Here is an 18884-nt window from a genome sequence, read left to right on the forward strand (position 1 = left end):
GGCGGCGGGCGGAGGGTCGGTGCATGGGGGAGCCACGCGGCGAGGGGACGGCGTCGGAGCGGCGCATGCGCGCCATCCGCAACCTCGGGATCATGGCGCACATCGACGCCGGCAAGACGACGCTCACCGAGCGCCTCCTGTTCGTCGCCGGCCGCACCCACAAGATGGGCGAGGTGCACGAGGGCGCCGCGGTGATGGACTGGATGGACCTCGAGCGCGAGCGCGGGATCACCATCACGTCCGCCGTCACCCGGCTCGAGTGGCGCGCCCACGAGCTGCACCTCATCGACACGCCCGGCCACGTGGACTTCACCATCGAGGTCGAGCGCTCGCTGCGCGTGCTCGACGGGGCGGTGGCGGTGTTCGACGCGGCGCACGGCGTCGAGCCGCAGAGCGAGACCGTCTGGCGCCAGGCCGACCGCTACCGCGTGCCGCGCATCGCGTTCGCGAACAAGATGGACCGCGTCGGCGCCGACCTCGGGCTCACGCTCGCGTCCATGCGCAAGCACTTCCCCGACCACGTGGTCGCGGCGGTGCAGCGGCCGCTCGGCGCGGAGGCGGCCTTCGCCGGCTTCGAGGACCTGGTCGCCCGGCGCACCGTCCGGTTCGGCGACCCGGAGGACCCGCGCGCGTTCACCGCCGAGCCGGGCATCTCGGCCGAGGGCGAGGCCGATCGCGCCGCGCTGGTGGCCGCCCTCGCCGACCTCGACGACGCGGCGGCCGAGGCGGTGCTGTCCGACCGCGACCTCGACGAGGACGGCCTGCGCGCCGCCATCCGGCGGGCCACGCTCTCCGGCCGGTTCGTGCCGCTGCTGTGCGGCTCCGCGCTGCGGAACAAGGGCATCCCGCAGGTGCTCGACGCGGTCTGCGACTGGCTCCCCTCCCCGCTCGACGTGTCGCCGCCGGCCGGCGTCCACCCCGACACCGGCGAGGAGGAGCGGCGCCCGCCGACCGACGCCGCCCCGCTGCTGGCGCTCGCGTTCAAGGTGTCGCTCCTCGACGAGCGGCGCCGGTACGTGTTCCTGCGCGTGTACTCCGGGCGCGTCGCCGAGGGGGACGCGGTCTGGAACGCGAGCCAGCGCAAGTTCGAGAAGGTCGGGCGCGTGCTGCTCATGCACGCGGCGCAGAAGGAGCGCGTCCCCTCCCTCGGCGCCGGCCAGCTGTTCGCCGTGGCCGGCCTGAAGGAGACCCGCACGGGCGACACGCTCACCGACAAGGCCCACCCGCTGCTGCTCGAGCGGCTCTCGTCCTACGAGCCGGTCATCTCCGAGGCCATCGAGGCCGCCTCGCAGAAGGATCGCGACCTCCTGCTGGAGGCGCTGGCGCGGATCGCCGACGAGGACCCGACCTTCCGGTGGGGCGAGGACCCCGACACGGGCCAGCTGCTCGTGTCGGGCATGGGGGAGCTGCACCTGGACATCGTGGCCGAGCGGCTGCGGCGGGAGTTCGGCCTCGCCGTCCGCACCGGCCAGCCGCAGGTGCTCCTGCGCGAGACGCTCTCGGCGGAGGCCGCCGCGGAGGCGACCTTCGAGCGCAGGCTCGAGGACGAGGAGATCTACGGGCACGTGTCGGTCGCGGTCGGGCCGCTGCCGCGCGGCGGCGGCTTCCGGTTCGACCTCTCGCCCGAGGCGGCCGCGCTCCCCTTCCTCCGTCCGGAGGTCCGCCGGATGGCCGAGGACGGCGCGCGCGAGGCGGCCGAGGCGGGGGCGCTGGAGGGTCACCCGCTGCAGGACGTCCGGGTGACGCTCACCGGCGCCACCTGGCGCGAGGGCGCCTCCAAGCCGTTCGCGTACAAGGTCGCGGCCGCCGACGCGGTGCGGATCGCCGCCGGGAAGGCCCGGCCGGTGCTGCTCGAGCCGCTCATGCGCGTCGAGATCGTGCTCCCGTCGGAGCACCTCGGCGAGGTCATCGGGAGCCTCGATCGGCGCAAGGGGACCGTGCTCGACGTGGCCGACCGGGGCGAGGCCGTCAAGGTGATCACCTGCGAGGCCCCGCTCCGGCGGATGTTCGGCTACGCCACCGAGCTGCGATCGGCGACGCAGGGGCGCGCGCTGTTCACCATGCGTTTCGACCGCTTCGACGTGGCCGGCTGACGCCGCCGCCTCGCCGCGCCGGCGGCCGGAGGCGGTGCGTCACTCGCGCGGGCCAACCCCCTGCCTGGCGCCAGGCAGGGCGTATCGCCGGGCGCCGTTGTTCCGGCGCGCGGGAGCGCGCAGGTTGATCCGGAGATGGTCCGGTCCCTGCTCGCGCTGTCGCTGCTCGCCGCCTCGCTCCCAGCCCGCGCGGGCGATGACGGCCGCCGCGCGGCCATGCCCAGGCTCGGGCTGGGGTCCGCCCGCAGCGCGCTGGTGGCGCAGGCCCCGCCGCCCGCCGCCTCCCGGCAGCCCTCCCTGGAGGAGCCCGAGGGCGAGCTGCGCCGCCAGGCCCCCGTCTGCCCGCCCGAGGTGTGCCAGTACCAGGCCTCGTCGATGCCCGACTCCGGCCCGCTGTACAAGGCCAGCCGCACCGACCTCGTGCTCGGGATCCTCTCCCGCGCGCCCATCCCCGCAATCTCCACGGTGGCCGGCTACATCGCCAACGCCAACCTGCGGGTGGACTTCCGCCCCGGCGAGCCCGGCGGCACGCCCGGGGCCCGCGGGTGGGGCAAGGTGATGGTCACGCTGCGCTGGAAGCTCGACGCCGAGAACAAGCCGCACTAGCCGACCGTCCCGGACGCCGGACCGCCCGCTCATTCCCCGCGCATCGGGCAGCCGTGCTCCACCACCTCGACGGCGGCGTCCGGGTGGCGCTCGCGGAGCATCGCCGCGTACTCCTCGGCCCGCTGGCGGTTGCGCGCGCCGCACACCGGCGGCTCGAGCCGCTCCTCCTCCGTGATCAGCGGCGAGGTGCAGGCCGGGACGCCGTTCACCTGGACGTGCCAGACGCTCATGGGGGCGCGGAGGATACCGCGATCCTGGCGGCGCCGCGCCCCCGCTGTGCGGAACGCTCGCGCACGGACGCACCCGGTGGCAGGGCCCGCGCCCGTGCACGCGTGGTAAAGAGGCCCGACGCGCGGCCTCCGCGCGCGGGAGGACGGCATGGACACCGAGCGCTTCGAGCGGATCGCCGCCCGGTTCGAGCGGCGCTCGCGGTCGTCGCCGCGCGCGTACCGGGCGCTCATCACGGCGCTCGGCGCGCTCGGGTTCGCGGTGGTCGGCGCGACGGTGCTCGGCACGGTGGGGCTGCTCGCGCTGCTCGCGGGCGGGGTGGTGCTCTCGCGCAACGTGGTGCTGCTGAAGCTCGCGCTGCCGGTGGGCCTCACCGCGGCGGCGCTGCTCCGCGCGATCTGGGTGAAGCTGGAGCGGCCCGAGGGCGAGCGGGTCCTGCCCGGGCAGGCGCCGGCGCTGTTCGTGGAGCTGGAGCGGCTCCGGCGCCTGGGGCGCATCCCGCGCATCCACGCGGTGCGGGTGGACGCCTCGCTCAACGCCGGCGTGGCGCAGACGCCGCGGCTCGGGATCCTGGGCTGGCCACACAACGACCTCGTGCTCGGCCTCCCGCTCATGCTCTCGCTCTCGCCCGAGTCGTTCCAGGCGGTGCTCGCGCACGAGCTCGGCCACCTCTCCGGCCGGCACGGGCGGGCCGGCGCGTGGATCTACCGCGTGCGCGCCACCTGGCTGCGGCTGCTCGAGGCGCTCGACGGCCGCCGGAGCGTGCTGGCCCGGCCGCTGCGCGCGTTCTTCCGCTGGTACGGCCCGTTCTTCGGCGCGGCCAGCCTGGCGCTGGCGCGCGAGCAGGAGCGCGAGGCGGACCGGTTCTCCGCGGTCGCCGCCGGGCCGCGCGCCGCCGCCGACGCCCTCGCGGCGGTCGCGGTGGCGGGCTGGGCGGTGGACCGCCGCTTCTGGCCGGCCATGAACCGGCGGACCGCGGGCGAGGCGGAGCCGCCGCCCGGCTACCTCGGCGCGCTCGAGGCCGAGGTGCACGCCGCGCTGCGCGATCCCGGGGCCGGCCGCGCGCTGGAGCGGGCGCTCCAGCGCCGCTCGCGCGGCGTGGACACCCACCCCGCCCTCGCCGAGCGCATCGCCGCGCTCGGGCAGCCGCCGCGCCTCCCGCCGGCCGTGTTCCAGACCGCGGCGGCGCGCTTCCTGGGAGGCGCGCTCCCCGCGCTCCGGGCCTCGCTCGACGCGGCGTGGAGCGGCGCCGTCCGCGAGCGCTGGGCGGCGGCGCACGCGCAGAAGGCCGAGCAGGCGGCGCGGCTCGCCGAGCTCGAGCGGGCCGCGGCCGGGGGACCGCTCCAGCCCGACGCCGCCTGGGAGCGCGCCTCGCTGACCGAGGACCTCGGCGACGTCCCCGGCGCGATCGCGCTCGCCCGCGAGGCGGTGGCGCGCCACCCGGAGCACGCGCCCGCCCGCTACGGCCTGGGCCGGCTGCTCCTCGAGCAGGACGAGGCCGAGGGCGTCCCGCTGGTGGAGGCGGCCATCGCGCTCGACGGGGACGCGGAGCTGCCGGGCGCGCAGCTCCTCGCCGCCTACCACCTGTCCACCGGCCGCCACGATCTCGCCGCGCCCTGGATCGCGCGGGCGGAGGCGCTGGAGGGGCTGCACGACGAGGCCGCCGCCGAGCGCGCCCAGGTGCTGGCCACCGACGCGCTCGAGCCGCACGGCCTGCCGCCGGACGCGGTCGAGGCGCTGGTGGCCCCGCTGCGCGGGCACCCGCGCGTGAAGCGGCTGCACCTCGCGCGGAAGCGCCTGCGCCACCTGCCGGACCGCGCCCCGGTGTTCGTGCTCGCCGTCGAGCCGCGCTGGACGTGGCGGCAGTTCGTGACGGGGAGCGCGGAGGCGTCGCTCCCGCAGGCGCTCGCGAACGCGCTCCCGGACCGGCCGCACACCTTCGTGTTCGTGCGCGGCAGGTCGAGCGGGGTGCTGTTCCGGCGCGTCCGGAAGCTCGCCGGCGCCCGGGTCGCCTAGGAGGCCGCCCGCGCCGGCCTAGGCCGGGCCGCCGCGGAACGACTCCAGCTCCTGCCAGCGCGCGTACAGCCGCTCCACCTCGGCCGCGAGCCGCTCCAGCTCCTCGCGCATCCCGGCCACGGCGCCGCCCTCGCGGCGGTACGTCTCGGGATCGGCGAGCGTCGCCTCGAGCGCGGCCTTGCGCTCCTCGGCCGCGAGGATCGCCGCCTCCATCCCCTCCAGCTCGCGCTGCTCCTTGAAGGAGAGCTTGCCGGGCTTGCGCGCCCTCGGCTCCGGCGCGCCCGCCCCCGCGGGCGCCTCCCGCGCGCGCTCGGCCGCCGGGGCCGGGGCCGGCGCCTGCGCGGCCGCCGCCTGCTCCTTCAGCGTCCGGTAGGTCTCGTAGTTCCCCGGGTACCGCACCGCGCGCCCGTCGCCCTCCAGCGCCAGGATCGAGGTCGCCACCTTGTCGAGGAAGTAGCGGTCGTGGGTGACGAGCAGCACCGTCCCGTCGAACCCGAGCAGCAGCCCCTCGAGCACGTTCAGCGTGACGAGGTCGAGGTCGTTGGTGGGCTCGTCGAGGACGAGCACGTTCGCGCCCTCCAGGAACAGCCGCGCCAGCAGCAGCCGGTTGCGCTCCCCGCCGGAGAGCGCCTTCACCTGCATGCGCTGCATGGTGGGCGGGAACAGCAGGTCGTCGAGGTAGTCGCGGAGCGCCACGCGCTTGCCGGACAGCTCCACGAAGTCCTCGCCGGTGCGCCCCGGCGGCGAGCCCCCGGCCGCCTCGTACACGGTCTGCTCCGGGTCGAGCCGGGCGCGCTGCTGGTCGTAGTAGGCGACGCGGGTGCGCCTGCCCACCACCACCTCGCCCGCGTCCGGCGCGAGCTCCCCGAGGAGCACGCGCAGGAAGGTGGTCTTGCCGGCGCCGTTCGGGCCGACGATGCCGAGCCGCTCGCCCCGCTGCAGCACCACCTCGACGTCGCGCAGGACGGTCCGCTCGCCGAAGCGCTTCTCCACCCCGTGCGCCTCCAGCACCACCTGCGACAGCCGCGGCGCCTCCGCCAGCCTCAGGTCGGCCGCGCGCGGCCGCTGGTACCCGCGCTCGGCCATGAGCCGCCGCGCCCGCTCGATGCGCGCCTTGCTCTTGGTGCGCCGCGCCTCCACGCCGCGCCGGAGCCAGGCCACCTCCTGCGCGATCCAGCGCTCGCGCTTGTGCTGCGCGGTCGAGGCGAGCGACTCCTCCTCGAGCTTCTGCGCGAGGTACGCCTCGTAGTTGCCCGGGTAGCTGGTGACGCCGGCGCCGGGCGTGATCTCGACGATCCGGTCCACCAGGTCGTCGAGGAAGTAGCGGTCGTGGGTGACGAGCAGGAGCGCGCCGTCGAGCCGGTCCAGCTCCTCCTCGAGCCAGTCCACCGTGTCCGCGTCGAGGTGGTTGGTGGGCTCGTCGAGCAGCAGCAGGTCCGGGCGGGTGAGCAGCGCGCGGGCGATCGCCACGCGCTTGCGGGCGCCGCCGGACAGCTCCGCCACCGGGCGGTCCCAGTCCGGCACGCCGAGCCGGTCCAGCAGCCGCCGCGCCTCGTGCGCCGTGTCCCAGCCGCCCAGGTGCTCGATCCGATCCGACAGCGCCGCCATCTCGGCGAGGAGCCGCTCGTGCGCCGCCGGATCGCGCTCCGTCTCCAGCCGCGCCGCGAGCGCGGCGTGCGCCTCCAGCGCGGCGCGGAGCGGGGCGCGCGCGACCTCGAGCTCCGAGGCGACGGTGGCGCCCTCCGGGAACGCCGGCTCCTGCGGCAGGTACGTGACCTGCGCGCCGCGGCGGAGCTGCACCTCGCCGCGATCCGGCTCGGCGGCGCGCGCCAGGATGCGCATGAGCGACGACTTGCCCGCGCCGTTCACGCCCACCAGGCCGACGCGCTCCCCCTCCTCGATGGTGAAGGTCAGGCCGTCGAAGAGGGTGCGGCTGCCGAAGGAGAGGCCGAGGCCGGCCGCGTGGAGGAGCGTCACCGCGCCTTCATAGCACCCGCGCGGCCGCGGCGGGCCGGCCTCGAGGTCACAAGCCGGCCGGCGCTCCCTCCCATCCCGAGCGGCCCCCGCCGCCCGAGATCGACCCGATGTTCCCGCCCGCGCCAGCCCTCGCCCTCGCCCTCCTGCACCTCGCCGCCGCCACCCCGCTGCCCGGGAAGGTCGGGCCGGATCCCCAGCTCTCCGCGCGCGTCGAGCAGGACCTGCTCGAGGGGCGCTGGGACGCGGCGCGCGCCGCGGTGGAGCGCGAGCTCGCCTGCGGCGAGGCCCCGGCGGCGGTGCGCGCGGAGCTGGCGGTGCTGCTGGCGCGCATCGCGGTGGACCGGAGCCAGTTCCACCACCACGCCCCGCGGGAGGCCGCGGCGGCCGCCGACCGGGCGCTCGCCGCCGCGCGGGAGGCGGGCGATCCGCGCGTGCTGGCCACGGCGCTGCTCGTCCAGGCGCGGCGCATCTTCTTCGAGGCGCTCGACGAGCCGTCGCGGATGCGCGCGGCCGCCGCCGCGGTGCGCGAGGCCCGTGCCGCCGCCGGACGCGCCGGCGACGCGCGCCTCGAGGCCGAGGCGATCTTCCACCAGGCCCTCACGGAGGATCAGCAGGGGCGGCCGGAGGCGGCCCGCGCGCTGCTCGAGGACGGCGCCGTCCGCGCCCGGCGGCTCGGCGACGACTTCATGCTGTCCAACATGGAGCGCCACCTCGCCGGGCTCGACCAGGACCGGGGAGAGCTGACGCGCGCCGAGCTCGGGTTCCGCCAGTCGCTCGCGCTGCGCGAGCAGGCCGGCGCGGCCGCGTTCGTGCCCTGGGCCCAGATCGCGCTCGCCGACGTGCTGGCGGAGCGCGGCACCGCCGAGGAGGAGCAGCGCGTGCTGCTCCGGAAGGCGGCGCAGCTCGGCGAGCGGAGCGGCAGCCTGCGCGCGGCCAGCGCGGCCTCCGCGACGCTGGCGCGGCGGCTGCTCGCGGCCGGGCACCGCGGCGCCGCCCGGGCGGCGGCCCAGCGCGCCGTGGCGCTGGCACGCCGGTTCGGCGCGCCCGGGGACGTCCGCGCCGCCGAGGAGGTGCCTCCCGCGCGTCGACGCCGGGCGAACCCTGAGCAGGCGCGGGCGGTTCGCCACGACCGCCGCGCGCCCTCCCGGACGGGCTGGCCACGCTGCGTCCCCGCGTGTAACGTCATGGCTTCGAAGGGGGCGGCATGCGGGCAGCGGAGGGAACGGAGCAGGTGCGCACCTCCGCCCGCGGCGAGGTGGAGTTTCCCCGCCTCGTGTTCCTGGTGAACCCGGAGGCGCAGGACGGCCACGCGGCCGCGCGCCTGCGCGGGCTCCTCTCGCGCGCGCCCGCCTGGACCCGCCGCTCGCGCCTGGCGGTCGTGACCACGCTGTCCGGCGCCGAGCGCGCCATGCGCGGCCTCGCGCCGGACGAGATCCCGGTGGCGGCCGGCGGCGACGCGACCGTGAACTTCGTGGCGCGCGCGGTGCGGGCCGCGGGACGCGCGGACCGGCCCATGGCCATCCTCCCACTCGGCGTGGGCAACGCCATCGCCCACGCGCTCGGGGTGGCGGACCTGCGCCGCGCCCTCGCCGCCATCGCCGACGGCCGCTCGGTCCAGATCGACGCGCTCGTGACCACGCACCCCGAGGCCCCGCTGGCGCTCGCCTCGGTGAGCTGCGGGTTCGAGGGGCAGATCATCTCCGGCGCGTCGCGCGGGCGCGGCCTGGCGCGCGTGGGCGGCCTGCTCGCGGCGCTCCCGGGCGCGCTCCGCAAGCGCACCGGCTTCCGCCTCGAGGCGGACGGCGTGGTGCTCGCCGATCCCTCCGAGCCGGTGTTCAACGTGGGCGTGTACAACCTCCCCTGCGTCGCCTGGGGCACGGTGGTCCACCCGGACGCCGACCCCGCCGACGGCCTCGCCGACGCGGTGGTGCACCGGCGCCGCCGCACCTTCACCTCCGCGCTCCGCCACGGCGTCGCGACGGCCGCCCCGCCCCGCGGCAGCGTGCGCACCGCGCGCGCGGCGCGGATCCGGCTCGAGTCGCGCTGGCCGATCCAGATCGACCTGGAGGGCTCGGTCTCCCCCGGCGAGCTCGAGATCCGGGTCGAGCCGGCCGCGCTGCGCGTCATCACGGGCCGCCGCCGGCGCGCGGCCGCGAACGGCGACTGAGCCGCCGCCTGCCCCGCCCCTTCCCCCGCACGCGTCACCCTCCGCGGCGCGGCCGCGCACGCACGGATGGGCTCTTGCGCCGGTGCCCCGCGAGGGGGGATACGCGAGGACGACGGCACTCGACCGCGCGAGAGGGGGCTCGCCATGGTTCGACCGCTCCGTTCCGCTGCAGCGTTCCTCGTGGCCGCGCTGCCCGCGCTGGTCCTGGCACAGGCGCCGGCGCCGCCCGGGAGGACCGACGGCCCAGAGGGCTCCGAGGTAGGCCAGGGCGGCTACCGCCGCGCGCCCGGCCCCGGCGCCTTCCAGATCACGTTCGACGCGGGCGGCGCCATCACCAGCGAGGGGCCGGGCTACCCGCTCCACGACCGGCCCTACTTCCTCGGCGCGGATCTCGCCTGGTCGCCCGACGACTGGCTGCTGCTCGAGCTGACCGGCGCCTACGACTTCGACCTCGAGCGGACGCTGGTGCTCGTGGGCCCGCGCCTGCGCACGCCGGCGTCGCCGTTCTCGCTGAGCGCCGGGCTGAAGGCCGGCGTCATGTCGTGGAACGGCCGGAGCCGCTTCGGCCTGAGCCCGCAGCTCGGCGCCGAGCTGGAGGCGAGCGACCGCTTCGTGCTCGGCCTCCACTACGCGCTCGACGTCCCGGTGGAGCAGGACACCACCGTCACCCACCGCATCTTCCTCGGCCTCGGCGTGCGCCTGTAGCGCCGCCCCGGAGGAACGCCATGCCCCGCCAGCTCCCGCTGCTCGCCGCCGCCGCGCTCGCCGCCGCCTGCGGCCCGCGGGCCTTCACCCGCGGCGCGTACGAGGACCCCAACACCATCGAGCTGCTGTCCGACCAGTTCAACGAGAACGACCTGCAGCTCATCGCCAGGAAGATGACCGGCTCCCTGCTCGGCGCGCCCGCCGTGCAGGCCCTGCCGGGCCGGCCGGTGCTGGTGGTGGGCCGCGTCCGGAACAAGACCTCCGAGCACATCGACACCGAGTCGCTCGCCGACAAGGTCCGCGTCGAGCTGCAACGGTCCGGCCGCTTCGCGTTCGCCGACGCGGCGGCGCGCGAGCAGATCGCCGCGGAGTACGACTACCAGCAGTCCGGCATGGTCGCGAAGGAGACCGCCAAGGGCCCCGGCGCCCAGGTCGGCGCCGACTACGTGCTCACCGGGCAGATCGCGTCGATCGTGCAGGAGGTCGGGGCGGACAAGGTCGTCTACTACAAGATGACCATGCAGCTCACCGACCTCCGGACCGGGCTCATCACCTGGACCGACGAGAAGGAGCTGCGGAAGAAGTTCCGGAAGCAGTCGGTGGGCTGGTAGGAGGCCGCCGTGCGCCGCGCCCGCGCGGCCGCGATGGCGCTCGGGGCCGTGCTCGTCTCCGGCTGCGCCGGGGACTACGTGTCGCGCACGCGCGCGATGCGCGAGGCGTACCAGGCCGGCGACCACGACCGCGCCGCGGCGCTCGCGGAGGAGGAGGTCCGCCGCGGGCCCGAGCGCGACCGCCTGCTCGCCCTGCTCGACCAGGGGATGATCCTGCACGCCGGGCGGCGCTGGGAGGAGAGCCTCCCGGTGCTCGCCCGCGCCGAGCGGCTCGCCGCGTCGCTGGAGGCGATCTCGGTCAGCGAGGAGGGGCGCGCGCTGCTCGAGAACGAGCGGGCCCGCGCCTACCGCGGCGAGGACTTCGAGAAGCTGATGATCAACGTCGTCCAGGCGCTCAACTACGCCGCGCTCGGCAAGGACGAGGACGCGCTGGTGGAGGTGCGGCGCGTGGACGAGCGGCTGCGGAAGATGGTCCAGGAGGAGAAGAAGCCGTACCAGCAGCTCGCGGTGGCGCGCTACCTGGGCGGCGTGCTGTGGGAGGACTCGGGCAACCCGGACTCGGCGTACATCGACTACGCCGACGCGCTGCGCCTCGCGCCCGGGCTCGGCCCGCTCGCCGAGCCCGCGCTGCGGCTGGCGCGCGCCACCGGCCGCGCCGACGAGGCCGACGCGCTCGCCGCGGCGCGCCCCGCCCTGGGCGCGGATCCGCTCGGCGCCGAGGAGGGCCAGGTCGTGCTCGTGCTCGAGGCCGGCCTGTCGCCGGAGAAGCGCTCCAGCCGGCAGGGCGCCGGGCCGGAGCTCCTGGTGGTCCCGGTGTACGTGACGCGCCCCTGGGTGCGCGACGCCGCCACCCTGGAGGCCGGCGCCCGCCGGGCCGACGCGGTCACCGTCACCTCCCTGGAGGACGTGGCGCAGGTGCACCTGTCGGAGCGCATCGGCCGCATCGCCGCCAAGGCGGTGGCGAGCACGGTGGTGAAGGGGGGGGTCGCCGCTGCGGTCGGGGAGGCCACCGACAGCGAGGTGCTCGGCTGGCTGACGTTCCTCGCCCTGACCTCGACCAGCGAGGCCGACCGGCGGAGCTGGCTCTCGCTGCCGGCCGAGCTGCAGGTCGCCCGCCTGCGCCTTCCGGCGGGCACGCACGAGGTGGAGATCCGCAGCGGGGGCAAGGTGCTCCGCCGGACCGTGGCGGTCCGGCCCGGCCGCGTGACCCTGCTGGTGGAGCGGCGGTACTGAGGCGGACGGGAGGCGGCTCCCTCCCCTGCGTCACGTCGCCCGGGCTCCCTCCCGGACCCTCCGCGCCGGCGCGGTTTCCCCGCAGGATCCGGCCAGGAGCCCCCGATGACCCGCGAGCCGATGAGCCGGGTGGACGCCGCCTGGCTGCACATGGACCGACCCGAGAACACCGCCGACATCGTGGCGCTGCTGCGCCTCGACGGCCCCCTCTCCCCGGCGCGGCTCCGCACCCTGCTGCAGGACCGCCTCGTCACGCACGACCGGTTCCGCGCGCGCGTGGTGGACACCGGCGCGCTGGGGCAGCCGGTGTGGGAGCGCGACCCGCACTTCTCGCTCGCGCGCCACCTGAGCGCGCGCACGCTGCGCGGCGAGGGACGCGAGGCGCTCGAGGAGGTGGTGTCCGAGGCCGCCACCCGGCCGCTCGCGCCGGGCCGGCCGCCGTGGCGCGCCTGCCTGATCGACGGCGGCGAGCAGAGCGCGGTGCTGGTGAAGCTCCACCACTGCATGGCGGACGGGTTCGCCCTCCTGACGGTGCTGCTCGGCCTGTCCGACGAGCGCGCCGGGCGCGCCGCGCCGCCCGAGGCCGGCCCCCCGGCGCCGCCGGACGCGGCGCCCGGCCCGCTCCCGCGCGGCGCCCGGGCGCTGCTCGGGGACCCGCTCGCCGCGGCCCGCTCGCTCTGGAAGATGGCGACGCTGCCCGAGGCGCGCGGCCGGCTCGCCCCGCCTGCGCTCACCGGCCTCCGCCGGACGTCCTGGTCCCATCCCTGGCCGCTCGCCGGCCTGCGCGACGCGGCGCACGCCGCCGGCGCCACCGTCAACGACGCGCTGCTCGCCGCGCTCTCCGGCGCGCTCTCCCGCGTGCTCCGCGATCCGGCCGCGCCCGGCGCGCCCGGGCCGCTGCCGGACGAGGTGCGCGCGCTCGTGCCGGTGAACCTGCGCCCCGGGCCGCCCGCGGCCGGCACGCCGCTCGGGAACCAGTTCGGGCTGGTGTTCCTCGACCTGCCCATCGAGCCGCTCGCCCTCGACGAGCGCCTCGAGCTGATGCGCGGCCGCACCGCCGCGATGAAGCGCAGCCCGGACGCGTGGGTGGCGCTCGGGATCCTCGGCGCGCTCGGGCTCGCCCCGGCGGCCCTGGAGCGGCTCGGCACCGCCTTCTTCTCGCGCAAGGCCTCGATGGTGGTGACGAACGTCCCCGGGCCCGCGCGGCGGCTGCACTTCGGCGGCCGGCGGGTGGACGAGCTGCTGTTCTGGGTGCCGCACCCGGCCGCGCTCGGCCTGGGCGTGAGCCTGCTCAGCTACGCCGGCCAGGTGACGGTGGGCGTGCGCGCGGACGCGGCGTTCCCGCTCGATCCACGGGCGCTCGCGCACGCGATCGACGAGGAGCTGGCGGCGCTCGTCCCTCGGCCGGCGCGGGCCGGGCGCGCCCGGGCCGCCGCCGCGGCCCCGGAACACGCCGGCCGGCAGGCGGCCTTCGCGGGCGCGCCTGCCGGCCGGAGGGTGCGGGTGATCGAGGCGGGGCCGGCTACATCCCCAGCTTCTTGAAGAAGTCGTTCCCCTTGTCGTCCACCAGGATGAACGCGGGGAAGTTCTCGACCTCGATCTTCCAGACGGCTTCCATGCCGAGCTCGGCGAAGTCGATGCACTCCACCTTCTTGATGTTCTCCTCGGCCAGCACCGCGGCCGGGCCGCCGATCGAGCCCAGGTAGAAGCCGCCGTGCTTCTTGCACGCGTCGGTCACCTGCTGGCTGCGGTTGCCCTTCGCGATCATCACCATCGACGCGCCGTGCGACTGCAGCAGGTCCACGTACGAGTCCATGCGGCCGGCGGTGGTCGGGCCGAACGAGCCGGACGGCTTCCCCGGCGGCGTCTTGGCCGGGCCGGCGTAGTACACCGGGTGGTGCTTCAGGTACTCGGGCACGCCCTTGCCCTGGTCGATGAGCTCCTTGAACTTGGCGTGCGCGATGTCGCGGGCCACCACCAGCGTGCCGGTGAGGAGCAGCGGCGTCGAGACCGGGTACTTGGTCAGCTCGGCCAGGATCTCCTTCATCGGCTTGTTCAGGTCCACCTTCACGCCGTGCTCGTGCTTGCCCTTCTTCAGCTCGAGCGGGATGAGCCGGCCCGGCGCGTGGTCGAGCTCCTCGATCCAGAGCCCTTCCCGGTTGATCTTGGCCTTCACGTTGCGGTCGGCGGAGCAGGACACGGCCATGCCGACCGGGCAGGACGCGCCGTGGCGCGGCAGCCGGACCACGCGGATGTCGTGCGCGAAGTACTTGCCGCCGAACTGCGCGCCGATGCCGAGCTTGTTGGCCGCCTCGAGCAGCCGCTGCTCCAGCTCGACGTCGCGGAACGCCTGGCCGTGCTCGTTCCCCTGGGTGGGCAGCCCGTCGTAGTACTTCGTCGAGGCGAGCTTCACCGTCTTCAGGCAGGTCTCGGCGCTCGTGCCGCCCACCACCACCGCGATGTGGTACGGCGGGCAGGCGGCGGTGCCGAGGTACTTCATCTTGTCGACCAGGAACTTCTCCAGCTTCTCCGGCGTGAGGAGCGCCTTGGTCTCCTGGAACAGCATGGTCTTGTTGGCCGACCCGCCGCCCTTCGCCACGAACAGGAACTTGTACTCGGCGCCCTCGGTGGCGAGGACGTCGATCTGCGCCGGCAGGTTCGTGCCGGTGTTCACCTCGCGGTACATGTCGAGCGCGGAGGTCTGCGAGTAGCGGAGGTTCTCGCCGGTGTACGTGAGGTACACGCCCTCCGACAGGTACTGCTCGTCCTTCACGCCGGTCCAGACCTGCTGGCCCTTCTTCGCCACGATGGTGGCGGTGCCGGTGTCCTGGCAGATGGGCAGCTCGCCGCGGGCGGCGATCTCGGCGTTCTTGAGGAACGCGATGGCCACGCCCTTGTCGTTCTGCGAGGCCTCGGGGTCGGCGAGGATCTTCGCGACCTGCTCGTTGTGCTCGGGGCGGAGGAAGAACGACACCTCGCGCATCGCCTCGCGCGCGAGCCGGGTGAGCGCCGACGGCTCGACCTTCAGGATCTCCTTGCCCTCGAACGTCCCGACCGACACACCCTCCTTGGTGAGGAGCCGGTACTTGGTCGCGTCCTTCGAGACGGGGAACGGATCCTGGTAGTGGAACGCGGGAGTCGCCATGTGTGCCTCTCCTTCGCGGGCGAACGGGGTGGGAAGTCGAACCGCGGGCCGGTGCGCTCTCGGTGCCCGGGGCCCGCAGGAAAGCACAGGACGGCGGCCGGTGTCGATGCGCGGCTGAGCCCCGATCGCGCGCGGATTCTCGCCCGGACCGGTCCGCTTTCGGCCCGGCCGCGGGCGCGCGGACGCGGCCCGCTACGCCGCGGCGCGGCGCGGCGCGAGCCGGTCCTTCAGCGCGAGGAAGCGCTGCTCCACCAGGTGGAAGCTCGCCCAGGCGAGCAGCAGCGAGGCGGCCAGCGCGGAGGCCGCGTAGGCGGCGTAGCCGGCGCGCGAGGCGAGCAGCGCCGCGCCCCACGGCCGCGCCCGCAGCGCGCCGAGCGCGCCCACGTGCACGAGGTAGTGCACGACGTAGAGGCCGTAGCTGTAGCGCCCGAGCGCCCGGAGCGGCGCGGCGGAGAGTGCGCGCCGGAGCGGGTGAGCGGTGCCCTCCGTCGCGACCGCGCCCGCGACCAGGCCGCCGAACGCGAGCGCCAGCCAGAGGTGGCTCCAGATCTCGAGCGGCCGGGCGTGCATGTCGAACCCGTGCGGCAGCCCGAGCGCGGCGAACCCGGCCGCCCCGACCGCCGCCGCCGGCAGCCAGGCGCGCCGGAGCAGGCCGGCGCCGCCCGCCGCGCGCGCCACCACCGCGACGAGCGCGCCCATGGCGAGCGCGTCCACCCGGCCCGGCGTGAGCCGGTAGGCGCTCCCCACCGGCAGCCCCGAGTCCACGATGAGCCACCGCAGCGCCGGCCCGGCGCAGACCAGCGCGACCGAGGCCGCCGCCAGCGCCCGCCCGCGCGCGAGCAGCACCACCAGCGGCCACGCCAGGTAGAACTGCTCCTCGACCGCGAGCGACCAGAAGTGCGAGAGCGCCGGGATGACCTGGCGCGCCGCGTAGGCCCAGTTGCCGAGGTAGCTCCAGTACCACCAGCCCCAGCGGCCGAACGTCCAGGGATCGACGAGGCCGAGCGCCGGCCCCGCCGCCGCGAACACGGCCAGCGCGAGGTAGTAGAGCGGGAAGATGCGGAGCGCGCGCCGGACCAGGAAGCCGCGCCACCAGCCGCGCTGGCCGAGCGTGTCCACCAGGCCGCCGGTGATGAGGAAGCCGGAGAGGACGAAGAACAGGTCCACCCCGGTCCAGCCCAGGCCGAGCGCCGCCACCGCGCGGCGCTCCCAGGGGCCGTCGCCGGGCCAGGCGTTGAGCAGGTGGCAGGCGAGGACGCCGCCGATGGCCAGCCCGCGCAGCCCGTCGAGCGACGGGAGCGGGCCGCGTGGACCGGCCGGCATGGCGGCGTGCCCGGTCGTGGCTAGCCGAGCCGCCTCAGGATCTCGTCCGCCATGGCGCGGGTGGAGAGCTTCCCGCCCAGGTCGGCGGTGCGGCAACCGTCGGTGATGGTCCGGTCCACCGCGCGCTCGATGGCGGCCGCCTCCGGCTCGAGGCCGAGCGAGTGGCGGAGCAGCAGCGCCGCGGAGAGGATCGTGCCCACCGGGTTGGCGATGCCCTTGCCCGCGATGTCCGGGGCGGAGCCGTGGATGGGCTCGTACAGGCCCGGGCCCTCCTCGCCGATGGAGGCGGACGGGAGCATGCCCATCGAGCCGGCCAGCACCGAGGCCTCGTCGGTGAGGATGTCGCCGAACATGTTCTCGGTGACGACCACGTCGAGGGTGGCGGGGCTGGTGACGAGCCGCATGGCGGCGGTGTCCACCAGCATGTGGTCGAGCGCGACGTCGGGGTTGGCCTGCCCGATGCCGGTCGCGATCTCGCGCCAGAGCCGCGAGGACTCGAGCACGTTCGCCTTGTCCACGCTGGTGACCTTCTTCTTGCGCCCCTTGGCGATCCGGAACGCCAGCTCGACCACGCGGCGCACCTCGAAGTCCTGGTACTCGAGCGTGTCCACCGCGCGCGCGTGGCCGTCCTTCACGTCGCGCCCCTTGGGCTGGCCGAAGTAGAGGCCGCCGGTCAGCTCGCGGATGACCATGATGTCCACGCCGCGGAGCTTCTCCGGGCGGAGCGGGGACGAGTCGAGCAGGCTCGGGTGCACGCGCACCGGGCGCAGGTTCGCGAAGACGCCCAGGCCCTTGCGCAGCCCGAGCAGCCCCTGCTCCGGGCGCACCTTGGCGCGCGGGTCGTCCCACTTCGGCCCGCCCACGGCGCCGAGCAGCACCGCGTCGGCCGCCTGGCAGTCGGCGAGCACCTCGGGCGTGAGCGCGGTCCCGTGCGCGTCGATGGAGCACCCGCCCATCAGCCGCTCGGTGAACGAGAGCGCGTGCCCTCCCCGGCGCGCCACCGCCTCCAGCACCCGCACCGCCTCGGCCGTCACCTCCGGCCCGATCCCGTCGCCCGGCAGCACCACGATCTTCGCGTTCACGCTGCGTGTCTCCTTCGGTTCCTGCGTGTGAGGGTCAGGCGAGGGCGAGCCCGTACTCGACCGCGTCCACCAGCGCGATCCAGCTCGCCTCGATGATGTTCTGGCTGGCGCCCACCGTGCTCCAGCGGCGCGGCCCCTTCTGCATGTCGATGAGCACCCGCGTGATCGCCGCGGTGCCGTGCTGCCCGTCGAGGATGCGGACCTTGTAGTCCGACAGGTGCAGCTCCTTCACCTGCGGGTAGTGCCCCACCAGCGCCTTCTGCAGCGCCGCGGTGAGCGCGTCCACCGGGCCGTCGCCCTCGGCGGCGGTGTGCAGCACCTCCTCGCCCACCCGCACCTTCACCATGGCCTCGGAGAAGATGCCGCGCCCGGTGCGGTGCTCCACGTTGACGAGGAAGTCCACCAGCTCGAACGGCGCGCGGTGGCCCGGCTGCTGGCGGCGCATCAGCATCGCCACCGACGCCTCGGCCGCCTCGAACGCGAACCCCTTCGCCTCGAGCGCCTTGATCTCGTTCAGCACCGCGCCCACGTCGGCGATGGAGTCCGGCGCGATGCCGTACTCCTCCGCCTTGGAGAGCAGGTTCCCGCGGCCGGACAGCTCGCTCACCACCACGCGCATGGTGTTGCCGACCTGCTCCGGGTCCACGTGCTGGTAGCTGGTCGCGCTGCGCCGCATGGCCGCGACGTGGATGCCGCCCTTGTGCGCGAACGCGGACCGGCCCACGTAGGCGAGGTGCTCGTCCGGCGCGAGGTTCGCCACCTCGGCCACGAAGTGCGAGACCTCGTACAGCTCGGAGAGCTTGCCCTCGGGGAGGCACCGCGCGTCGAGCTTCAGCTCCAGCGCCGGGATGATCGAGCAGAGGTTCGCGTTGCCGCAGCGCTCGCCGTAGCCGTTGATCGTGCCCTGCACCTGCACCGCGCCGGCGTGCACCGCGGCGAGCGAGTTCGCCACCGCGCACTCGGAGTCGTTGTGGCAGTGGACGCCGAGCGGGTGGCCGAGCGCGGCCTTCACCTTCGCGACCGTCTCGCCGATCTGCCAGGGCAGCGAGCCGCCGTTGGTGTCGCAGAGCACCAGCGTCTCGGCCCCGCCGCGCACCGCGGCCCGCAGCGTCTCGAGCGCGTAGCCCGGGTCGGCGCGCCAGCCGTCGAAGAAGTGCTCGGCGTCGTAGATCACCCGCCGCCCCTGGGCGCGCAGGTACGCGAGGCTCTTCTCGATGATGCGGAGGTTCTCGTCGAAGGTGGTGCGCAGCACCTCGGTGACGTGCAGCGTCCAGGTCTTGCCCACCACCGTGCAGGCCGGGGTGCCGGCGTCGAGGAGCGCGCGGATGTTCGCGTCGTCCTCCGGCCCGCCGCCCACGCGGCAGGTCGAGCCGAACGCGGCGATCCGGGCGTGCTTCCAGGGCAGGTCGCGGGCGCGCTCGAAGAACTCGGCGTCCTTGGGGTTCGACCCGGGCCACCCGCCCTCGATGAACGTCACCCCGAGCTCGTCGAGCCGGCGCGCGATCCGGAGCTTGTCCTCGCAGGAGAGCGAGATGCCCTCGCGCTGGGTCCCGTCCCGCAGCGTGGTGTCGTAGATCTGGATCATCCGCGTTCCTTCCGCGCGCTGCGGACGACGCGTCCCCGACCGCCGGCGTGCCTCGCGCCGCGGCCGTCCCGCCGTCCGCTGTGGTCGAGCCCCCAACGGGGCTGGACCGTGCA

At 75.7% G+C, this 18884-nt stretch carries 15 protein-coding genes; 9 read left to right on the plus strand and 6 right to left on the minus strand.

Annotated elements, in window-relative coordinates:
* Positions 1–23 precede the first annotated feature (23 nt).
* Together fusA and ACOQFB_RS12075 are read left to right on the plus strand one after the other, a co-directional pair.
* Complete coding sequence (fusA, locus tag ACOQFB_RS12070; RefSeq protein ID WP_421609852.1) at positions 24–2093, plus strand: elongation factor G; 2070 nt, start codon at positions 24–26, stop codon at positions 2091–2093.
* 135 nt (positions 2094–2228) lie between these two features.
* Positions 2229–2699 carry a hypothetical protein gene (locus tag ACOQFB_RS12075; RefSeq protein ID WP_059437287.1) on the plus strand — a complete coding sequence of 157 codons (471 nt, stop codon included), beginning with the start codon at positions 2229–2231 and terminating at the stop codon, positions 2697–2699.
* A gap of 29 nt (positions 2700–2728) precedes the next feature.
* Here the strand turns inward: ACOQFB_RS12075 and ACOQFB_RS12080 are convergent, their stop codons facing one another.
* Complete coding sequence (locus ACOQFB_RS12080; RefSeq protein WP_059437288.1) at positions 2729–2929, minus strand: hypothetical protein; 201 nt, start codon at positions 2927–2929, stop codon at positions 2729–2731.
* A 148-nt stretch (positions 2930–3077) separates the two neighbouring features.
* Here ACOQFB_RS12080 and ACOQFB_RS12085 point away from each other — a divergent pair, with 148 nt between their 5' ends.
* Positions 3078–4943 carry a M48 family metalloprotease gene (locus ACOQFB_RS12085; RefSeq protein WP_421609853.1) on the plus strand — a complete coding sequence of 622 codons (1866 nt, stop codon included), beginning with the start codon at positions 3078–3080 and terminating at the stop codon, positions 4941–4943.
* An 18-nt stretch (positions 4944–4961) separates the two neighbouring features.
* On the opposite strand, the gene ACOQFB_RS12090 is transcribed toward ACOQFB_RS12085, so the two are convergent.
* Positions 4962–6920 (minus strand): ABC-F family ATP-binding cassette domain-containing protein, encoded by a 1959-nt coding sequence (locus ACOQFB_RS12090; RefSeq protein ID WP_421609854.1) that lies wholly within the window; start codon positions 6918–6920, stop codon positions 4962–4964.
* Between the two features lie 107 nt (positions 6921–7027).
* Between ACOQFB_RS12090 and ACOQFB_RS12095 the strand changes: the two genes are divergently transcribed.
* The 6 genes from ACOQFB_RS12095 (at position 7028) to ACOQFB_RS12120 (ending at position 13178) form a co-directional block, all read left to right on the plus strand.
* Positions 7028–8206 carry a hypothetical protein gene (locus tag ACOQFB_RS12095; RefSeq protein ID WP_494492226.1) on the plus strand — a complete coding sequence of 393 codons (1179 nt, stop codon included), beginning with the start codon at positions 7028–7030 and terminating at the stop codon, positions 8204–8206.
* A complete protein-coding gene (locus ACOQFB_RS12100) occupies positions 8152–9087 on the plus strand; it encodes a diacylglycerol kinase family protein (RefSeq protein ID WP_494492227.1) in 936 nt (311 codons plus the stop codon). Before ACOQFB_RS12095 ends, ACOQFB_RS12100 begins: the two co-directional genes overlap by 55 nt.
* 144 nt (positions 9088–9231) lie before the next feature.
* Complete coding sequence (locus ACOQFB_RS12105; protein WP_059438030.1) at positions 9232–9792, plus strand: hypothetical protein; 561 nt, start codon at positions 9232–9234, stop codon at positions 9790–9792.
* A gap of 20 nt (positions 9793–9812) precedes the next feature.
* Complete coding sequence (gene lpoB / locus ACOQFB_RS12110; protein WP_059438029.1) at positions 9813–10403, plus strand: penicillin-binding protein activator LpoB; 591 nt, start codon at positions 9813–9815, stop codon at positions 10401–10403.
* A 9-nt stretch (positions 10404–10412) separates the two neighbouring features.
* A complete protein-coding gene (locus tag ACOQFB_RS12115) occupies positions 10413–11636 on the plus strand; it encodes a COG3014 family protein (protein ID WP_059438028.1) in 1224 nt (407 codons plus the stop codon).
* Between the two features lie 105 nt (positions 11637–11741).
* The gene (locus ACOQFB_RS12120; RefSeq protein WP_421609857.1) at positions 11742–13178 is read left to right on the plus strand and encodes a WS/DGAT domain-containing protein; all 1437 of its coding nucleotides are present in this window, start codon (positions 11742–11744) and stop codon (positions 13176–13178) included.
* Here the strand turns inward: ACOQFB_RS12120 and ACOQFB_RS12125 are convergent.
* From ACOQFB_RS12125 to cimA, 4 genes are all read right to left on the minus strand, one after another.
* Positions 13159–14781: a fumarate hydratase gene (locus tag ACOQFB_RS12125; RefSeq protein WP_059438026.1), complete on the minus strand. Its 1623-nt coding sequence runs from the start codon at positions 14779–14781 to the stop codon at positions 13159–13161. The genes ACOQFB_RS12120 and ACOQFB_RS12125 overlap by 20 nt on opposite strands.
* A 192-nt stretch (positions 14782–14973) precedes the next feature.
* Positions 14974–16104: an acyltransferase family protein gene (locus ACOQFB_RS12130; protein WP_421609858.1), complete on the minus strand. Its 1131-nt coding sequence runs from the start codon at positions 16102–16104 to the stop codon at positions 14974–14976.
* A gap of 20 nt (positions 16105–16124) precedes the next feature.
* Complete coding sequence (leuB, locus tag ACOQFB_RS12135) at positions 16125–17186, minus strand: 3-isopropylmalate dehydrogenase (RefSeq protein WP_421609859.1); 1062 nt, start codon at positions 17184–17186, stop codon at positions 16125–16127.
* Between the two features lie 34 nt (positions 17187–17220).
* The gene (cimA, locus tag ACOQFB_RS12140) at positions 17221–18771 is read right to left on the minus strand and encodes a citramalate synthase (protein WP_059438023.1); all 1551 of its coding nucleotides are present in this window, start codon (positions 18769–18771) and stop codon (positions 17221–17223) included.
* Between the last annotated feature and the right edge of the window lie 113 nt (positions 18772–18884).

Origin of the sequence: Anaeromyxobacter sp. Red801, assembly GCF_049201065.2 — a bacterium.
Taxonomy (GTDB): Bacteria; Myxococcota; Myxococcia; order Myxococcales; family Anaeromyxobacteraceae; genus Anaeromyxobacter.

What these genes read in the sequence shown, in the direction of transcription:
- fusA (WP_421609852.1), top strand. Translation starts at nt 24, where the DNA reads ATGGGGGAGCCACGCGGCGAGGGGACGGCGTCGGAGCGGCGCATGCGC.
- ACOQFB_RS12075 (WP_059437287.1), top strand. Translation starts at nt 2,229, where the DNA reads ATGGTCCGGTCCCTGCTCGCGCTGTCGCTGCTCGCCGCCTCGCTCCCA.
- ACOQFB_RS12080 (WP_059437288.1), bottom strand. Translation starts at nt 2,929, where the DNA reads ATGAGCGTCTGGCACGTCCAGGTGAACGGCGTCCCGGCCTGCACCTCG.
- ACOQFB_RS12085 (WP_421609853.1), top strand. Translation starts at nt 3,078, where the DNA reads ATGGACACCGAGCGCTTCGAGCGGATCGCCGCCCGGTTCGAGCGGCGC.
- ACOQFB_RS12095 (WP_494492226.1), top strand. Translation starts at nt 7,028, where the DNA reads ATGTTCCCGCCCGCGCCAGCCCTCGCCCTCGCCCTCCTGCACCTCGCC.
- ACOQFB_RS12105 (WP_059438030.1), top strand. Translation starts at nt 9,232, where the DNA reads ATGGTTCGACCGCTCCGTTCCGCTGCAGCGTTCCTCGTGGCCGCGCTG.
- lpoB (WP_059438029.1), top strand. Translation starts at nt 9,813, where the DNA reads ATGCCCCGCCAGCTCCCGCTGCTCGCCGCCGCCGCGCTCGCCGCCGCC.
- ACOQFB_RS12120 (WP_421609857.1), top strand. Translation starts at nt 11,742, where the DNA reads ATGACCCGCGAGCCGATGAGCCGGGTGGACGCCGCCTGGCTGCACATG.
- ACOQFB_RS12125 (WP_059438026.1), bottom strand. Translation starts at nt 14,781, where the DNA reads ATGGCGACTCCCGCGTTCCACTACCAGGATCCGTTCCCCGTCTCGAAG.
- ACOQFB_RS12130 (WP_421609858.1), bottom strand. Translation starts at nt 16,104, where the DNA reads ATGCCGGCCGGTCCACGCGGCCCGCTCCCGTCGCTCGACGGGCTGCGC.
- cimA (WP_059438023.1), bottom strand. Translation starts at nt 18,771, where the DNA reads ATGATCCAGATCTACGACACCACGCTGCGGGACGGGACCCAGCGCGAG.